At 69.8% G+C, this 16,608-nt stretch carries 16 protein-coding genes; 13 read left to right on the plus strand and 3 right to left on the minus strand.

The window, feature by feature from the left end:
- Positions 1 to 35: 35 nt before the first annotated feature.
- The 8 genes from J7E87_RS25640 (at position 36) to J7E87_RS25675 (ending at position 6,993) form a co-directional block, all read left to right on the plus strand.
- Entirely contained in the window at positions 36 to 680 is a 645-nt protein-coding gene (locus J7E87_RS25640) for an HAD family phosphatase (protein WP_215096899.1), read from the plus strand.
- A gap of 43 nt (positions 681 to 723) precedes the next feature.
- Positions 724 to 1,962, plus strand: a complete 1,239-nt coding sequence (locus J7E87_RS25645; protein ID WP_215096900.1) for an MFS transporter — start codon at positions 724 to 726, stop codon at positions 1,960 to 1,962.
- A complete protein-coding gene (locus tag J7E87_RS25650; protein ID WP_215096901.1) occupies positions 1,913 to 3,088 on the plus strand; it encodes an acetoin utilization protein AcuC in 1,176 nt (391 codons plus the stop codon). The genes J7E87_RS25645 and J7E87_RS25650 overlap by 50 nt, the downstream gene beginning before the upstream one ends.
- Before the next feature lie 138 nt (positions 3,089 to 3,226).
- Positions 3,227 to 4,042, plus strand: coding sequence for a phosphatase (locus tag J7E87_RS25655; RefSeq protein ID WP_215096902.1), 816 nt, complete (start codon positions 3,227 to 3,229; stop codon positions 4,040 to 4,042).
- A gap of 128 nt (positions 4,043 to 4,170) precedes the next feature.
- On the plus strand, positions 4,171 to 4,383 hold the full coding sequence (locus J7E87_RS25660; RefSeq protein ID WP_014046653.1) for a helix-turn-helix domain-containing protein: 213 nt from the start codon (positions 4,171 to 4,173) through the stop codon (positions 4,381 to 4,383).
- 122 nt (positions 4,384 to 4,505) lie between these two features.
- Positions 4,506 to 4,604, plus strand: a complete 99-nt coding sequence (locus tag J7E87_RS25665; protein WP_003948845.1) for a 30S ribosomal protein bS22 — start codon at positions 4,506 to 4,508, stop codon at positions 4,602 to 4,604.
- Between the two features lie 193 nt (positions 4,605 to 4,797).
- Positions 4,798 to 5,919, plus strand: coding sequence for an NAD-dependent epimerase/dehydratase family protein (locus J7E87_RS25670; protein ID WP_215096903.1), 1,122 nt, complete (start codon positions 4,798 to 4,800; stop codon positions 5,917 to 5,919).
- Between the two features lie 15 nt (positions 5,920 to 5,934).
- Positions 5,935 to 6,993, plus strand: coding sequence for a lysophospholipid acyltransferase family protein (locus J7E87_RS25675; protein ID WP_215096904.1), 1,059 nt, complete (start codon positions 5,935 to 5,937; stop codon positions 6,991 to 6,993).
- An 81-nt stretch (positions 6,994 to 7,074) separates the two neighbouring features.
- Here J7E87_RS25675 and J7E87_RS25680 read toward each other — a convergent pair whose 3' ends face one another.
- The 3 genes from J7E87_RS25680 to J7E87_RS25690 form a co-directional block, all read right to left on the minus strand.
- Positions 7,075 to 8,253, minus strand: a complete 1,179-nt coding sequence (locus J7E87_RS25680; protein ID WP_215096905.1) for a DUF5667 domain-containing protein — start codon at positions 8,251 to 8,253, stop codon at positions 7,075 to 7,077.
- A gap of 216 nt (positions 8,254 to 8,469) precedes the next feature.
- Complete coding sequence (locus J7E87_RS25685) at positions 8,470 to 9,318, minus strand: ECF subfamily RNA polymerase sigma factor, BldN family (RefSeq protein WP_215096906.1); 849 nt, start codon at positions 9,316 to 9,318, stop codon at positions 8,470 to 8,472.
- A 341-nt stretch (positions 9,319 to 9,659) separates the two neighbouring features.
- Positions 9,660 to 10,607 (minus strand): HAD family phosphatase, encoded by a 948-nt coding sequence (locus tag J7E87_RS25690; protein ID WP_215096907.1) that lies wholly within the window; start codon positions 10,605 to 10,607, stop codon positions 9,660 to 9,662.
- Between the two features lie 147 nt (positions 10,608 to 10,754).
- Between J7E87_RS25690 and J7E87_RS25695 the strand changes: the two genes are divergently transcribed.
- The 5 genes from J7E87_RS25695 to J7E87_RS25715 all read left to right on the plus strand — a co-directional run bounded on the left by J7E87_RS25695 (position 10,755) and on the right by J7E87_RS25715 (position 16,487).
- Positions 10,755 to 11,030 (plus strand): glutaredoxin family protein, encoded by a 276-nt coding sequence (locus J7E87_RS25695; protein WP_215096908.1) that lies wholly within the window; start codon positions 10,755 to 10,757, stop codon positions 11,028 to 11,030.
- Between the two features lie 354 nt (positions 11,031 to 11,384).
- Positions 11,385 to 12,113 (plus strand): redox-sensing transcriptional repressor Rex, encoded by a 729-nt coding sequence (locus tag J7E87_RS25700; RefSeq protein ID WP_215096909.1) that lies wholly within the window; start codon positions 11,385 to 11,387, stop codon positions 12,111 to 12,113.
- Entirely contained in the window at positions 12,110 to 13,858 is a 1,749-nt protein-coding gene (locus J7E87_RS25705) for a glutamyl-tRNA reductase (RefSeq protein ID WP_215096910.1), read from the plus strand. The genes J7E87_RS25700 and J7E87_RS25705 overlap by 4 nt, the downstream gene beginning before the upstream one ends.
- Positions 13,855 to 14,832, plus strand: coding sequence for a hydroxymethylbilane synthase (hemC, locus tag J7E87_RS25710; protein ID WP_215096911.1), 978 nt, complete (start codon positions 13,855 to 13,857; stop codon positions 14,830 to 14,832). Before J7E87_RS25705 ends, hemC begins: the two co-directional genes overlap by 4 nt.
- Positions 14,829 to 16,487: a uroporphyrinogen-III synthase gene (locus tag J7E87_RS25715; RefSeq protein ID WP_215096912.1), complete on the plus strand. Its 1,659-nt coding sequence runs from the start codon at positions 14,829 to 14,831 to the stop codon at positions 16,485 to 16,487. The genes hemC and J7E87_RS25715 overlap by 4 nt, the downstream gene beginning before the upstream one ends.
- Positions 16,488 to 16,608: the final 121 nt, after the last annotated feature.

Raw genomic sequence — 16,608 nt, forward strand, 5'->3', positions numbered from 1 at the left:
TGGTGCGGGGCCTTTCTGCGTTTAGGGTCGAACCCATGCGCTACGACCTTGTCATTTTCGACAACGATGGTGTGCTGGTGGACAGCGAACCCATCTCCAACACCATCCTGGCCGGCTTCCTCACCGAGCTCGGGCACCCCACCTCGTACGAGGAGTCCATACGTGACTACATGGGCGCCGCCGTGCACCGGGTGCACGATCTGGTGAAGGAGCGGACCGGTCAGTCGTTGCCCGTGGACTTCGACGACACCCTGCATGCTCGTGTCTTTGCCGCCTTCGAGCGGGAGTTGGTCGCTGTGGACGGGGTGACGGAGGTGCTGGAGAAGCTGGTTGCGGAAGGGGCGTCGTACTGCGTCGCGTCGTCCGGGAGTCATGCGCGGATCAGGGTCGGGCACCGGAAGACCGGTCTTGAGGGGTGGTTCGACGACGGGACGGTCTTCAGCGCGCAGGATGTGGGGCGGGGGAAGCCGGCGCCCGACCTGTTTCTGCATGCCGCCGCGCGGATGGGGGTCGTACCGGAGCGGTGCGTGGTGGTGGAGGACAGTCCCCTCGGGGTGGCGGCGGCCAGGGCGGCCGGGATGGATGTGTACGGGTTCACGGCCATGACTTCGGCCGCGAAACTGGACGGGGCCAAGGGGCACTTCGGGGCGATGGCGGAGTTGCCCGCATTGCTTGCGTGATCTATCTACCCATGGGTATTTGAGCGGCCTACGCTGTGCGGCCATGACAGGTGCGCGGTTGCGGCATGGTCGGGCCTCCTTGGCGTTGAGCTTCTTCGCGCAGGGAGTGGCCTTCGCGCTGCTCGTGACGCGTATCCCCGCCATCCAGGACCGGTACGGGATATCCGACGGGCTGCTGCCCGCGTTTCTGGCTGCCGTGCCCGTACTCGCCGGGGTGGCGAGTGTGGTCACCGAGCGACTGGTGAGGCGAGTCGCCCCGAGTGTCGTACTGCGGTGGGCCCAGCCGCTCGTGGTGCTGGCTCTGCTCGGTGTCGCGGCCGGGAGCGAAATCTGGCAGGTGGCGCTCGCACTGGGCGTGTTCGGGCTGGCGGTGGGGGCGCTGGACGCGTCCATGAACATGCTCGGGGTGAGCCTGCAGCAGGCGTACGGGCGGAGCATCATGCTGGGCTTCCACGCGGCGTACAGCCTGGGTGGGATCGCCGGGGCCTCGCTCGCGTGGGTGGGGGCGCACTGGGATCTGTCGCTGCTCGTGTCGTATCTGCCGGTGGCCGGCGTGCTGTTGCCCGCGGCGCTGGTCGGGAGCCGGTGGTACGCGGACGGCGAGCGGCGTGGGGAATCAGCGGGGGGTGGGGCGGTCCCGGAGGGGCAGGGGGTTGCCTTCAAGCTGTTGCTGCCGCTGTGTCTGGTCATGACCTTCGCGTACATCGGGGACTCGACCGTCTCGAATTGGAGCGCGAAGTATCTGCAGGATGTGCTGGGGAGCTCGGAGGAGCTCGCGACCCTTCCGTACAACGCCTATATGGTCACGACGCTGATCGGGCGGACCGTCGGGGATCTTGGGGTGCGGCGGTTCGGGGCGGTGGCGGTTGTGCGGTGCGGGACCGTGCTCGCCGCGGCCGGGTTCGGGGTGGTGGCCGTGGCGCCGGGGGCCTGGGCAGGGATCCTCGGGTTCACGATGCTGGGGCTCGGGCTGTGTGTGATCGTGCCTCAGACGTTCGCGGCGGCGGGGCGGCAGGCTGTGGAGAGCGGCGGTCCCGGGGCGAGTGACGCGGCGGTGGCGCGGCTGAACGTCTTCAACTATGTCGGGTTTCTGGTCGGTTCGCCCTTGGTGGGGGCGCTCGGGGATGCCTGGAGCTATCGCTGGGCGATGGTCGTTCCGATGGTGTTGGTACTGATGACGTTGCGGTATGCCCGTTCGTTCGGGACGGATCATGCCGGATACGGTGTCGGGCATGAGCGGCCGCGGGTTGTTGATGTGGGACGAGGCGGTAACGAAGTATGACTTCGGTGACGGCCATCCGATGGATCCGGTGCGGCTTGCGCTGACCATGGGGTTGGTGCGGGCGTACGGGCTTGATCGTGCGGTGGATGTGGTGGCCGCGAAACCGGCCGGGGACTCGACGCTCCGGCTCGTACATCGCGAGGACTACGTGGCGGCGGTGCGGGCGGCGTCGGTGGATCCGCGGGCCGCCGACCAGGCGTACGGGCTGGGGACGATGGACGACCCGGCGTTCGTGGGGATACATGAGGCGTCGGCGCTGATCGCGGGGCAGTCGGTGGGGGCGGCGGAGGCGGTGTGGCGCGGTGAGGCGGCGCATGCGGTGAACTTCGCGGGCGGGCTGCATCATGCGATGCCGGGTTCGGCGTCAGGGTTCTGCATCTACAACGACGCGTCGCTCGCCATTGCCCGGCTGCTGGAGCTGGGGGCGGAGCGGGTCGCGTATGTGGATGTCGATGTGCACCACGGGGATGGGGTGCAGGCGACGTTCTGGGACGACCCGCGGGTTCTGACGGTGTCGCTGCACGAGCATCCGCGGTCGCTCTTTCCGGGGACGGGGTGGCCGGAGGAGACGGGGTCGCCGGAGGCGGCTGAGGGCAGCGCGGTGAATCTGCCGCTGCCGGCGGGGACGGGGGATTCGGGTTGGCTGCGGGCGTTTCACGCCGTGGTGCCGGAGTTGCTGGCGGAGTTCCGGCCGCAGGTGCTGGTGACGCAGCACGGGGCCGATACGCACTTCGAGGATCCACTGGCGCATCTGGCGGTGTCGCTGGATGCCCAGCGGATGGTTCAGGCCTCTTGCCACGAGTTGGCGCATGAGTACGTGGACGGGGGGCGCTGGGTCGCCCTGGGGGGCGGCGGATACGCGATCGTGGATGTGGTGCCGCGGTCGTGGACGCATTTGGTGGGGATCGCGGGGCACGCGCCGGTGGAGCCGGAGTCGGTGATTCCGTCGTCGTGGCGGGATGAGGTGTACGCGCGGACGCGGGGGGTGGCGCCGGGGCGGATGACGGATGGGCGGGAGCCCGTGTGGCGGGAGTGGGAAGAGGGGTACGACCCGGCTGATCGGGTGGATCAGGCGGTGCTGGCCACGCGGCGGGCGGTGTTTCCGTTGCGGGGACTGTTGGCGTAGGGGTCTCGGTACCCCTTCCCGGGCCGCGGGTGCCGGCATCCGCGCGGTGGCGGTGCCGCACCGGTCCCGTTACGCCAACTGTGCGGCGTATCCAGCCTTTTGGCCCGCCACACACAGCCGTGCGGGAGCATCAGCAGCGTGTTGAGTACCGGAGCGTTACGCGCGCATCTCCTGGCTGCTCGGTTGGCCGGACCCGTGGCCACGTCGCGGGAGGAAAGTCTGCGCAGCTATCGGCTCTTCGCCGCCAGGGATCCCCGCGTCACCCTCGGGCTCGACCCCGAATGGGACTGGAGCGAGCGGGACTTGATCGCCCTGATGGCCGACAAGTGCGGAGTTTCCGACGACCCCCGCCACACCGTCGGGCCCGATGTCATTGATCCGGAGCGGACGTTGAGCGGGCTCGTCGCGTTCGCCGACCGGCTGGGCGAGGTGGCCGCGCGGCGCGGTGCCGTGCTGTTCGGGACCGGACATCCGCATCGGCTGCTGGGGTTCTACGGGGAGCTGGCAGACGCTTTGTCGGCGGCGGGGTGCCTCGTACTCACACCCGCGCAGGGGCGATGTGTCGACATAACGACCCGGTTCGGCGTACGCACGTACAACCTTGATTACGCAGGAAGAGTCGCGCTGGTGCGGGAACCCGGCGCACGGGGACCCGGCAGTGGGACCGGTGCACACACCCACTCACCGCTCCCGGTTCGGGCCGTCCTGGACAGCCTCGCGGAGTGCGGCGGGCCGCTGCCCGAGCTGGTCGTCGGGGACCACGGCTGGGTCTGCGGGGCAGGTCAGCTGGGGATTGAGGCCATCGGCCTGGCAGATACGGACGATCCCGCGCTGTTCGTCGGCGAGGCCGAGGGGCAGGTGTCCGTAGCCGTTCCGCTTGATGACGCAGTGCGGTCCGATTACTACCGACCGATTACTCGCTATGTACTCAATCGAGCGTGTCTGTCACAGTAGGCGGCCGATGGCTGCTCCTCTTCCCCACTCGCATCACCCGCCCCTAGTCTGGGGAGTGAGCGCACAGCGACGAAGAGTCACCGGAGGGGAAGCCGGTGTGCGTCGGGTGCGGAAGGTACAGGTGGGTCATGGCTGCTGGCAGCGAGAGGCCTCTCAACGAGGTCAAGTTCCTTACCGTGGCGGAAGTCGCCTCGGTGATGCGAGTGTCGAAGATGACCGTGTACCGCTTGGTGCACAGCGGTCATCTGCCGGCGATCCGGGTGGGCAGGTCCTTCCGGGTTCCGGAGCAAGCGGTTCACGAGTACCTCCGCGAATCCTTCGTGGGGGTGGAATCCGCGTAACGGGAGCCGGTCGGTTCCCCTCGGATTACGTCCCTCACTCGGCGGCAGGTAGGCTAGGCCGACGTAGGTCGTGTGGGCCCAGACGCCCCGCACCGAGTGAAGAGAAGTGAGCGAGGGTAGTCGTGGGCTCTGTTATCAAGAAGCGGCGCAAGCGGATGGCGAAGAAGAAGCACCGCAAGCTGCTCAAGCGCACCCGCGTTCAGCGTCGTAACAAGAAGTAAGCGACAAGCTGTACGTGTCGCCGCGGCCCTTCCACCAGCACGGTGGGAGGGCCGCGGTGTTTGTGGCACTACTTTTGCCTCGATTGCTGCGACGCCGGCAAAAGTGCGTCGCGCGGTCATCACAGCGCAACACCTAACCGCTACGGTGACGCATAAAGATGGACCTAGGCGGACCTATGGGAAGGCGCTGGTCTTGGGGAAGGTCGTGCTCGTCACCGGAGTGGCCCGGCAGCTCGGAGGCCGTCTCGTACGGCGCATCCAGCGGGATCCCGAGGTGGACAGGGTGGTCGGCGTCGACGCGGTGGGCCCCCAGCATCATCTGGGCGGGGCCGATTTCGTCCGCGCGGACATCCGCCAGCCGGCGATAGCGCGGGTGCTGGCCGAGTATGCCGTCGACACCGTGGTGCACATGGACGTCACGGGTACGCCGCTCGGCGCCGGCAGCCGTACGACGGTCAAGGAGACCAACGTCATCGGCACCATGCAGCTGCTCGGTGCCTGCCAGAAGTCACCGACCGTCAAGCGGCTGGTGATCAAGTCCAGTACGAGCGTGTACGGCTCCGCGCCCCGCGACCCCGCCGTCTTCACCGAGACCACCCCGCCCAAGTCCCTGCCGAGCGGCGGCTTCGCGAAGGACGCGGTGGAGGTCGAGGGGTACGTACGCGGCTTCGCCCGGCGGCGGCCCGACGTAGCGGTGTGCGTGCTGCGCTTCGCCAACATCCTCGGCCCGTGCGCGGACTCCCCGCTCGCCGAGTTCTTCTCGCTGCCCGTCATGCCGACCGTCTTCGGCTACGACCCGCGGCTGCAGTTCGTCCACGAGGACGATGTGATCGACGTGTTGCGGATCGCTCTGCACGAGCCGCGGCGCGGGACGCTCAACAGCGGCACGTTCAATGTGGCGGGCGACGGCGTGCTGCTGCTCTCGCAGTGCTCACGGCGGCTGGGGCGGCCGACGATGCCGGTACTGCTGCCCGCCGTCACCTGGGTCGGCTCCGCGCTGCGTACGGTCGGCATCACGGACTTCTCGCCGGAGCAGATCCGGCTGCTCACGCACGGCCGGGTGGTGAGCACCTCGCAGATGCGCGAGACACTGGGCTTCGACCCGAAGTACACGACCGCGGAGACCTTCGCGGACTTCGCCCGCAGCCGGGGGCCGGGGCTGCTGCCGCCGGAGACCCTCGCGAGGGTGGTGGATCAGGTGGCGACGGCGTTGCCTTTCGTGGGCGGTGCCCGTGCGGGGACGGCAGCCGGGCCGACGGCTGCCGGTACCCGGACCACCGGGAAGACTCAGACGACTCAGAGCGACGCCGAATAAGGAGCGCAGCCAACGATGGCGGACGCCAAGGTCATTCCGTTCGACGACGACCGTTCGCGCGGCAGTGCGCAGCGATCGGCGCGGCGGCGCCCCGCGGGGGGCAGCCGCCGGAAGGCCGAGCCCGCGGCGGTACGCGAGGTTCCGGCCGGCCCCGTGCCTGCGCAGGGGGTGGTGCGGGCTGCTGAATCGATTGGCCAGGAGCCCGATGCGGGCCAGGAGCGTGCGGGCGCGGGCGCCGGCTGGGAGAAGCGGATCGCGAGCGGTCTTGCGTTCCTGCGCCGACGCGTCACCGGTGACTATGAGGTCGACGAGTTCGGCTACGACAAGGAACTCACCGACCAGGTTCTGATGTCGATGGTCCGGCCGCTGTACGAGAAGTACTTCCGGGTCGAGGTGAAGGGCATCGAGAACATCCCCTCCGACGGCGGGGCGCTGGTGGTGGCCAACCACTCGGGGACGGTGCCGCTGGACGGGCTGATGATGCAGGTCGCCGTCCACGACAATCATCCGGCCAACCGTCATCTGCGGCTGCTCGCCGCGGACTTGGTCTTCATGCTGCCGGTGGTCAACGAGCTGGCCCGCAAGGCCGGTCACACCCTGGCGTGCTCGGAGGACGCGGAGCGGCTGCTGCAGCGCGGCGAGGTCGTCGGGGTGATGCCGGAGGGCTTCAAGGGCATCGGCAAGCCCTTCAGCGACCGCTACAAGCTTCAGCGGTTCGGGCGCGGCGGCTTTGTGTCGACGGCGCTGCGGGCGGGCGCGCCGATTGTGCCGTGCTCGATCGTCGGAGCGGAGGAGATCTACCCGATGATCGGCAACGCGAAGACGCTGGCACGGGTGCTGGGCTTCCCGTACTTCCCGATCACGCCGACGTTCCCGTGGCTCGGTCCGCTGGGGGCGGTGCCGCTGCCGACGAAGTGGACTATCCAGTTCGGCGAGCCGATCCCGACGGACGGGTATCCGCCGGAGGCGGCGGAGGATCCGATGCTGATGTTCAACCTGACGGATCAGGTGCGGGAGCAGATCCAGCACACGCTGTACAAGCTGCTCGTGCAGCGCCGGTCGGTGTTCTTCTGAGACATGGGTGAGGGCGGCCGCTCCTGCTGGGAGCGGCCGCCCTCACTCTGTACTGATCGCTGTACCGATCGATGTACCGACCTATGTATCGTCCTCGCTGTCGAACCCAAGACCCGGCAGGATCCCCGGCAGCAGCGGCGGGATGGTGACATCCGGCTGAGGCGGCGTGGAGTCCTTGCCGGACGGGTTCGGTGACGCGCCGTCCGCCGGGGGCTCGAACAGGCCGCCCGTGTTCCCGCCGAGCAGGCCCTCGTCCGCCGTGCTGCCCGAACCGGACGGGCGCGGACCGCCCTCGCCGGGGCGGGTGTCGCCGGTGCCGGGTGCGGACGGTGTCGTACTCCCAGGGCCCCAGGTCCGGCCGACGTCCTGCGTGGCCTCGCCGGGCTGCTGGGAGCTGAGGCCCTTCTCCGGGGGCCGGGGCAGCAGCGACTCCAGCGGGCCGACCTCCTGGTCTATGGCTTCGAAGACGGAATTCACTTCGTCGCCGACGTCGGTCAGCTGGACCGGCAGCCGGTCGCGGAGCCCGTTCCATGCGTCGCGGTGGGACCGGGAGAACGAATTCAGCGTTGCCATCGGGCCGAGCGAGCCGTCCCGTTCGTACGCGGCGCTCAGCAGGCGGTGTCCCTCGCTGGCGTCGTGCCGCATGCCGTTGAGCGCGCGGCGGACCTCGCCCAGCGACTCGTGGTCCATGTCGCCCGCCCGGCCGCGTTCCATGAGGCGGCGGGCCTCGCTGAGGCGGGTGGAGGCCTGGTCGAGGAAGAGCCCGCCGCGGTCGGAGTCGTCGTCCGCCATGCCGAGCTTGAAATCTTCCATGCCACGCTTCAGCCCGTACAGCGAGTCACCGGGAAGGGCGTCGGAACTGGCAGCAGCCACTCCGCTGAAAGCCCCCGCGGCGACGCCGACGGTGAGACCGCCCGCGGCGATCCCCTTCGACCAGCGCGAGCGTGGGCGCATTTTCCGCAGCCGGGAGGCCCGATGCGCGCCTCGGCCGGTCGTCCGCTGCCCGGGCACCGTAGAGCCCGCGGACGCACCTCCCGAGGCGAACATCTCTTCCATGGCAGCCACGAGCTGTGCTCGCTGCACCACTTTGACCTCGGGGTCCAGCTCCGGTTTCGGCAGCTCGCCGAGACCGTTCGCCAGGGCCAACAGCCGTACGTGCTCGATCGGTTCGACCGATTCCGTGGGCTGCTCGGCCGCCTGGTCTTCCAAGGTCTGGGCGAAGGCGTTCGCCCGCCGGTGCGCCGAAACTTGTCCGATCACTGGCGGCACCTCCTCTCGTCATGACGATCGACTCCCCTGAGGGTCCGGAAGGTTGCACACCTTGAGTACATCCACTCGATCGAGTGAGTGGCTGCGGGCATGGCGTGACCACAGGGGGCCTGCATCCCGCACAACGAGCGTCGCGGCACTTGGGTTACGCGCGAAAGATGATCGGACCAGTGCGTCATCGAGGCGTCACCGATTGTGAGTTGAGGGTCAGCGGGCGTCGTCGGGGAGGAGCCGGGCGAGGGTACGCACGGCCCGGTACTGGAGGGTCTTGATCGCGCCCTCGTTCTTGCCCATCACCCTGGCTGTCTCGGCGACCGAGAGGCCTTGCAGGAAGCGCAGGGTCACGCACTCCTGCTGCTGAGGGTTGAGCTTGCGGACCGCTTCCAGCAGCGCGGCGTTCGAGAGGGACTCCAGGACAGAGTCCTCGGGGCTGCGCTCGACCTCGTTGGCGTCGAGCATTTCGCCGGTGGTCACTTCCAGCCGGAAGCGGCTGGACTTGAAGTGGTCGGCCACCAGATTGCGGGCGATCGTGACCAGCCAGGCGCCGAAGTCGCGGCCCTGCCAGGTGAAGGTGGAGATACGCCGCAGAGCGCGCAGGAAGGTCTCGCTGGTGAGGTCCTCCGCCGTCGCCTTGCCGCCCACGCGGTAGTAGATGTAGCGGTAGACGGTGTCGCTGTACTGGTCGTAGAGACGGCCGAAAGCGTCGGCCTCGCCCGCCTGGGCGCGCTCGACCAGGTCCATCATGCGGGCGCTGTCACTGTCGGCGCTGGGCCGGCGGGCGGTGGTCGAGGCGCCGGAGCCGCCCCGGGTGCCCCGTCTGCCGACGTCCCGCCCGCCGCCCGACCTCCGCCCCTCGACGACGGCACTGCGCCCCGGCACCTTCTCGATGCCGTCGGTCAGGGCGTAGCAGGGGGCGGCAGGGCCGCTTACGGCAAGGCGGGGTGTGGCGAATGCGGGGACGGCGTACGCGGTGGGGACGAAGCCGCGCAAGTGGTCGAGGACCGTTGCGCGCAGCGTAGCCAGGCCCGAGGCGTCAACCCCGACGTGTGGGTACACGGGACTCCCAGAGGCAGAGCTTCCATCACGTTCAGTGCTGGATCGTTCACCCGTCGTGATGACTGGTGGGATCCGTCATGCGTCTGAGGAGAATAACGCTTCGTACAGGCAGTGCTACACCCAGTTGCCCAAATCGCCGTTTCCGTCGCTTCTCTTACGACTCCGTGACGCATCAAGTAACACTTTGTGAGCGATAGTTGATCGAATGGCGACACGATCTGTCTTATCGCGTGGTGAGTTGTGGCCGCCGGGCGACAACAGGACTGGCTGTGGGCCTGCCGGGGTAGGGGGCCCCGGATTGGCTCTCGGCGCGTCGTCCGCCTCGGGTGTCGGCAGCCGGGTCAGCGGCGGCGGCGGTGCAGGGCGACCGCGGCGGCCGTGCCGCCGGCGATGGCACCCACGCCGGCCGCGGCCGGGATGCCGACCTTGGCGGCCTTGCGGCCCGTCCGGTAGTCACGCAGCCGCCATTCGCGCGCACGTGCGTGCTTGCGGAGCTTGGAGTCCGGGTTGATGGCGTACGGATGCCCCACCAGCGAAAGCATCGGGATGTCGTTGTGCGAGTCGCTGTACGCCGCGCAGCGGGTCAGGTCCAGGCCCTCGGCGACGGCCAGCGCGCGCACGGCCTCGGCCTTGGCGGGGCCGTGCAGCGGCTCGCCCACGAGTTTGCCGGTGTACACGCCGCCCACCGATTCGGCGACAGTGCCCAGCGCGCCGGTCAGGCCGAGACGGCGGGCGATGATCGTCGCGGTCTCCACCGGGGCCGCGGTGACCAGCCAGACCTTCTGTCCCGCGTCGAGGTGGGCCTGGGCGAGGGCGCGGGTGCCGGGCCAGATGCGGTCGGCCATGTACTCGTCGTAGATCTCCTCGCCGATGCTCATCAGCTCGGAGACGCGATGGCCCTTGACGATGGACAGCGCGGACTCGCGGACGTCCTGCATGTGCTCCGGGTCCTCGACGCCGGCGAGCCGGAACCACGTTTGCTGCCAGGCGAACCGGGCCAGTTCACGGCGCTGGAAGAACTTCCGCTTGTACAGGCCGCGGCCGAAGTGGAAGATCGCGGCGCCCTGCATCACGGTGTTGTCGAGGTCGAAGAAGGCTGCGGCCCGGTCGTCCCCGGTGACGGGGAACTCCGGTACGGCCGGGGCAGTGCCGCCCAGCGACTCGAGTGCCTCAAGCGCCTCGACTTGCTGTGACGACTTGCGCGCTGCCTCGGCTGCGGCCTCGCCTGCGAGCACGCTCCGCGCGGTCGCGGAGCGCCTACGGGGGGTGAGCCATCCCAGTGCGGCCATGTCGCGAGCATAGCCAGTCCGTTCGGCACTTCCCGACACGCCGGGATGCCATGGCGTGAACTCTCCGCGACCGGTTTGTTAAACGGGTGATTCCGTACGTACGGGATGAGGGCCGTGTCGCGCGGGCGCGGGCGGAGAATGGGCTGCATGAGTCCTGTGTTGCGGCGTACGAAGAAGAAGGCCGGTGAGCGCGTGGTGACGCTGGTCGGGAAGCCGGGGTGTCACCTCTGTGATGACGCGCGGTCGGTGATCGAGGAGGTGTGCGCCGAGACGGGTGCGTCCTGGGAGGAGAAGGACATCACTCAGGACGAGGCGTTGCACCGGGCGTACTGGGAGCAGATTCCGGTTGTCCTGGTTGACGGGGAGCAGCACACCTTCTGGCGTGTCGACGCCGGGCGGCTGCGCCGCGCGCTGGGGGCGTAACCGGAGGCGTAACCGTGGGCGTAATCGGAATTTCGTCACCATCGTTACTGTTTGCCGGGATTTCTCCGACGGGTCCGGACTCTATCGGGACACGATGTGGGCAGGGCACAGTGGGCCGTCTCGGGGGCGTATTCGTGAGGAGTGGGTTCGGCGTTGCCACCTTCGGGTCCGCAATGGACCGATGCGGTTCGTGGCTCCTGGATCACGCGTCCGAATCGCGTGACCCCGGTCACTTTGCACGGACAAAACGGACACCGTCTTTGTGCACGCGTTCACAAAGACATAGCCTGCATTCGACGGGGCGGCCTTTGCACGTACGGCCGCCTGCAGCCTCGCTCATCCCGCAGGAGCACCGTGGCAACTGGCCGAAATCACCGACCGGCGACCCGTAGCCGAGGAATCCCCGAGGCCACCGTCGCCCGGCTTCCGCTGTACCTGCGCGCCCTGACCGCGCTGTCCGAGCGGTCCGTACCCACTGTCTCGTCCGAGGAACTCGCGGTCGCGGCCGGGGTCAACTCCGCGAAGCTGCGCAAGGACTTCTCCTACCTCGGTTCCTACGGGACGCGGGGCGTCGGCTACGACGTGGAGTACCTCGTCTACCAGATCTCCCGCGAGCTGGGGCTGACGCAGGACTGGCCGGTCGTCATCGTCGGCATCGGTAACCTCGGCGCCGCGCTCGCCAACTACGGCGGCTTCGCCTCGCGTGGCTTCCGGGTCGCGGCGCTCATCGACGCGGACCCCGAGATGGCCGGAAAGCCGGTGGCCGGGATTCCCGTCCAGCACGCCGACCAGCTTGAGAAGATCATCAGCGACAACGGCGTGTCGATCGGCGTCATCTCGACGCCCGCCGGCGCGGCGCAGCAGGTGTGCGAGCGCCTGATCGCGGCCGGCGTCACCTCCATCCTCAACTTCGCCCCCACCGTCCTCTCCGTGCCCGACGGCGTGGATGTGCGCAAGGTCGACCTCTCGATCGAGCTGCAGATCCTCGCCTTCCACGAGCAGCGGAAGGCCGGCGAGGAGGCCGAGGCCGCGGCAGGCCGGAAGGGACCGGACGGGGACATGCCCGCCGTGATGCCGGCATGAGCCTTCTGGTCGTCGGACTGAGCCACCGCAGTGCGCCGGTGAGCGTGCTGGAGCGGGCCTCGCTCGCCGCGGACACGCAGATCAAGCTGCTTCAGGACACGCTGGCCGCCGAGCCTGCGACCGAGGCGGCGGTTCTTGCCACGTGTAACCGCATCGAGCTGTACGCGGACGTGGACAAGTTCCACGCGGGTGTCGCCGAGCTGTCGACGCTGCTGGCGCAGCACAGCGGGGTCGGGCTCGAGGAGCTCACGCCGTATCTCTACGTGCACTACGAGGACCGGGCCGTCCACCACCTCTTCTCGGTGGCCTGCGGGCTCGACTCCATGGTCGTCGGCGAGGGGCAGATCCTCGGGCAGATCAAGGACGCGCTCGCGCTGGGGCAGGAGCTGCACACCGCGGGCCGGCTGATCAACGACCTCTTCCAGCAGGCGCTGCGCGTCGGCAAGCGCGCGCACAGCGAGACCGGGATCGACCGGGCGGGGCAGTCGCTCGTCACGTTCGGCCTGGAGCAGCTGGCGGACGGCGCGGACGTCGAGGGCTGGGCCGCGGGCAAGCGGGTGCTGGTCATCGGCGCGGGCTCGATGTCGTCGCTCGCCGCGACGACGCTGGCGCGGCTGGGTGTACGTGAACTTGTCATCGCCAACCGGACGCTGGAGCGCGCGGAGCGGCTGGCCGCGGTGCTGAACGAGCTCGGCGGGATGACCGTGCGGGCGGTGTCGATGGCGGCCGTTGCCGACGAACTGACACGTGCCGACGCGGCGGTGTCGTGCACGGGAGCGACAGGGCTGGTCCTGACGGCGGAAGCGGTCGCGGCGGCACTCGCGGTCCCGCCCGCGCCCCGGGCGGGGCATGACCTGCGCGCCCCGGACGGCAGCCTGGTGGCCCGCCTCGCGGCGACGGCGGCGAGGGACGGACGTATCGCGGACCGCTCGGCGTCGTCGGGCTCCGGCGGCGCGGACGCGGGTGCGCACGGGGGCACGGCCGCGGATGACCCGGCCGCGCAGCCCGGCCAGGCCGGGACTCCGGCCGCCGGTACGCCATCCGGCTTCGCCGGGACCGCCGAGGGCGGCACGAGCGACGGCCCAGTCGGGGATGCCGGCGTCGAACCTCTTGGTGCCTGCCCCGTTGGGCTCGATGATGCGCTTGTGCAACACGGGGCCTGGGTCGACAACGGGGAACGGGCCGCCCGCAGCGTCGTCGCCGCGGCCGGCCGGTTGAGCCGCGCTGCCGGCGTGCGACTCGCGTTGCTCGACCTCGCCATGCCGCGGGACATCGACGGCGCCGTCCACCGGCTCTCCGGGGTGCGGCTCGTCGACATCGAGTCGCTCGCCGAGGCCTCCGCCGACGCCCCCATGGCCGCCGACGTGGACCAGGTGCGCGGCATAGTCTCAGACGAAGTCGCCGCCTTCGGCGCCGCCCAGCGTGCCGCGCACATCACGCCGACCGTCGTTGCCCTGCGCACCATGGCCGCCGACGTCGTCGCCGGTGAGGTCGCCCGGCTCGAAGGCCGTCTCCCCGACCTGGACGACAAGGAGCGCGCCGAGATCACCCAGACGGTGCGCCGCGTCGTCGACAAGCTCCTGCACGCGCCCACCGTGCGGGTGAAGCAGCTCGCCGGCGAGCCCGGTGGCGCCGGGTACGCGGACGCGCTGCGGACACTCTTCGACCTCGACCCGGAGACGGTCGCCTCCGTCAGCCGGGCCGACATGAATGACGCCGATGTCAAGAACCGAGGGCGAGTATGACCGAGAGGGCCGAAAGGCCACTGAGGCTCGGGACCAGGCGCAGCGCGCTGGCCATGGCCCAGTCCGGGCAAGTGGCTCAGGCGGTGCGCCAGTTGACCGGACGTGCCGTCGAGCTCGTCGAGATCACCACGTACGGGGACACCACCCGTGAGCATCTCGCACAGATCGGCGGTACGGGAGTCTTCGTCACCGCACTGCGGGACGCCGTGCTGCGGGGTGACGTGGACTTCGCCGTTCACTCGCTGAAGGACCTGCCCACCGGGCAGCCCGACGACCTGACGCTCGCGGCCGTGCCGCTGCGCGAGGACCCGCGGGACGCACTGGTGGCCCGCGACGGCCTGACCTTCGCCGAGCTGCCGTCCGGCGCTCGCGTCGGCACCGGCTCGCCGCGCAGGATGGCGCAGCTCAACGCCTACGCCCGCAGCCATGGCATGGCCATAGAGACCGTGCCGATCCGCGGCAACGTAGACACCCGGATCGGATATGTACGCAGCGGAGAGCTGGACGCCGTGGTGCTTGCCGCGGCCGGGCTCAACCGCCTGGGCAGGACCGACGAGGTCACCGAGTTCCTGTCGGTCGACTTCATCCTGCCCGCCCCCGGCCAGGGGGCACTGGCGATCGAATGTGCCGCCGGCAACGCCGGAACAGGTACAGACCTCGCCGCCATGCTCGCCGAGCTCGACGACCCGGGCAGCCGGGCCGCCGTGACCGCCGAGCGATCCCTGCTCGCCGCCCTGGAGGCCGGCTGCTCCGCACCTGTGGGTGCGTTGGCCGACCTGCTGGCCGACGGGCAGGTTGTCACTGAAATGCGCCTGCGCGGCGTCGTCGGCACGACCGACGGCTCGACGCTGGTGCAGCTGTCCACCACCGGTCCCGTACCCACGTCGCACGGCGACGCCATCGCGCTCGGTCGCGAACTCGCGTCCGAGATGCTCGCCAAGGGTGCGGCCGGTCTTATGGGGGAGCGACTTTGAGCCCCACCGCCAATGCATCCTCGACGTTCTCGGCACACGGGCACGTCACTTTCCTCGGCGCCGGACCGGGCGACCCCGGACTGCTGACACTGCGCGCCGTCGAGGCGCTCGCGCGCGCCGACGTGCTGATCGCCGAGCCGGATGTGCTCGACGTCGTACGCAGCCATGCGCGAGCGGGCGTAAGCACGCCTGAACTGACGGTTGTTGACGAGGCATCAACAGCCGCCGGGATCCCCGTACTCAGGGATGCGGCCAATCTTGTCATGGAGGCCGCGCGGGGCGGCAAGCGGGTCGTCCGTGCGGTCACCGGCGACCCGGGCCTCGACACCGACGCAGGTCAGGAGATGCTCGCGTGCGCCGCGGAGGGGATTCCCTTCGAGGTCGTGCCGGGTGTCGCCACCGCGGTGGGCGTGCCGGCGTACGCCGGTGTGCCGCTGCGCGACCCGCAGGGTACGGACGTTCGCTTCGTCGACGCCCGTACCGCGAGCGAGCGGTGCTGGACCGAAGTCGGCGCGAGCGACGGCACGGTCGTCGTCTCCGCGACGCTGGAGACGGTCGCCGCGGCGGCTGGCGAGATGGTGGCCGCGGGCCGCAAGCCCGACACCCCGCTGACCGTCACCATCGCCGGTACGACGACGCGTCAGCGGACGTGGACCGCGACGCTGGGCACCATCGCGCAGACGCTCAAGCAGGCGAAGGTGCTGCCGTCCCCGGAGGGCCACCAGTCCGTCATAGCCGTGGTCGGTGAGCGCAGTGCCGCCGCCCAGCGCGACCAGCTCGCGTGGTTCGAGTCCAAGCCGATGTTCGGCTGGAAGGTGCTCGTACCGCGGACCAAGGAGCAGGCGGCTTCGCTCTCCGACCAGTTGCGTTCGTACGGCGCCGTGCCGCACGAGGTGCCGACCATCGCGGTCGAACCGCCGCGTACGCCACAGCAGATGGAGCGCGCGGTCAAGGGCCTGGTGACGGGTCGCTATGAGTGGATCGCTTTCACCAGCGTGAACGCGGTGAAGGCGGTGCGGGAGAAGTTCGAGGAGTACGGGCTGGACGCCCGTGCCTTCGCGGGGATCAAGGTCGCCGCGGTGGGTGAGCAGACGGCCGCCGCGCTGGTCGACTTCGGCGTCAAGCCGGACCTGGTGCCGAGCGGGGAGCAGTCCGCTGCGGGGCTGCTTGAGGACTGGCCGCCGTACGACCCCGTCTTCGACCCGATCGACCGGGTCTTCCTGCCGCGCGCCGACATCGCCACGGAGACGCTGGTCGCCGGGCTGATCGAGCTCGGGTGGGAGGTCGACGACGTCACCGCGTACCGGACGGTGCGGGCGTCGCCGCCGCCGGCGGACACGCGTGAGGCGATCAAGGGCGGCGGCTTCGACGCGGTGCTGTTCACGTCGTCGTCGACGGTGCGGAATCTGGTCGGCATCGCCGGCAAGCCGCACAACGTGACCGTCATCGCGTGCATCGGGCCCGCGACCGCCAAGACCGCGGAGGAGCACGGCCTGCGGGTGGATGTGCTGTCGCCGGAGCCGTCGGTGCACAAGCTGGCGGAGGCGCTGGCGGAGTTCGGCGCGCAGCGCCGGGCAGCGGCGGTGGAGGCGGGGGAGCATGTGACGCGGCCGAGTGAGCGGCGTCCTGGCGGACGGCGCAGACGGACGACGTAGCGGAGCGTTGGGGTACGGGTTTCGCGGGGCGGCGGCTGGGGGGTTTCCCCCACCCCGCCCTCCCCCTACGCCCTGGCGGGCGTGGGAGGTACCCCCATCCCGTGACTGGGGCTCCGCCCCA

This window comes from Streptomyces sp. ISL-1, from assembly GCF_018614585.1.
GTDB lineage: Bacteria > Actinomycetota > Actinomycetes > Streptomycetales > Streptomycetaceae > Streptomyces > Streptomyces maoxianensis.

Excerpts from the sequence above, each read along its gene's own strand:
- J7E87_RS25690 (WP_215096907.1), bottom strand. The coding sequence starts at position 10,607 with ATGGCCGCACTGGGATGGCTCACCCCCCGTAGGCGCTCCGCGACCGCG.
- J7E87_RS25705 (WP_215096910.1), top strand. The coding sequence starts at position 12,110 with ATGAGCCTTCTGGTCGTCGGACTGAGCCACCGCAGTGCGCCGGTGAGC.
- hemC (WP_215096911.1), top strand. The coding sequence starts at position 13,855 with ATGACCGAGAGGGCCGAAAGGCCACTGAGGCTCGGGACCAGGCGCAGC.
- J7E87_RS25660 (WP_014046653.1), top strand. The coding sequence starts at position 4,171 with ATGGCTGCTGGCAGCGAGAGGCCTCTCAACGAGGTCAAGTTCCTTACC.
- J7E87_RS25675 (WP_215096904.1), top strand. The coding sequence starts at position 5,935 with ATGGCGGACGCCAAGGTCATTCCGTTCGACGACGACCGTTCGCGCGGC.
- J7E87_RS25695 (WP_215096908.1), top strand. The coding sequence starts at position 10,755 with ATGAGTCCTGTGTTGCGGCGTACGAAGAAGAAGGCCGGTGAGCGCGTG.
- J7E87_RS25645 (WP_215096900.1), top strand. The coding sequence starts at position 724 with ATGACAGGTGCGCGGTTGCGGCATGGTCGGGCCTCCTTGGCGTTGAGC.
- J7E87_RS25640 (WP_215096899.1), top strand. The coding sequence starts at position 36 with ATGCGCTACGACCTTGTCATTTTCGACAACGATGGTGTGCTGGTGGAC.
- J7E87_RS25650 (WP_215096901.1), top strand. The coding sequence starts at position 1,913 with ATGAGCGGCCGCGGGTTGTTGATGTGGGACGAGGCGGTAACGAAGTAT.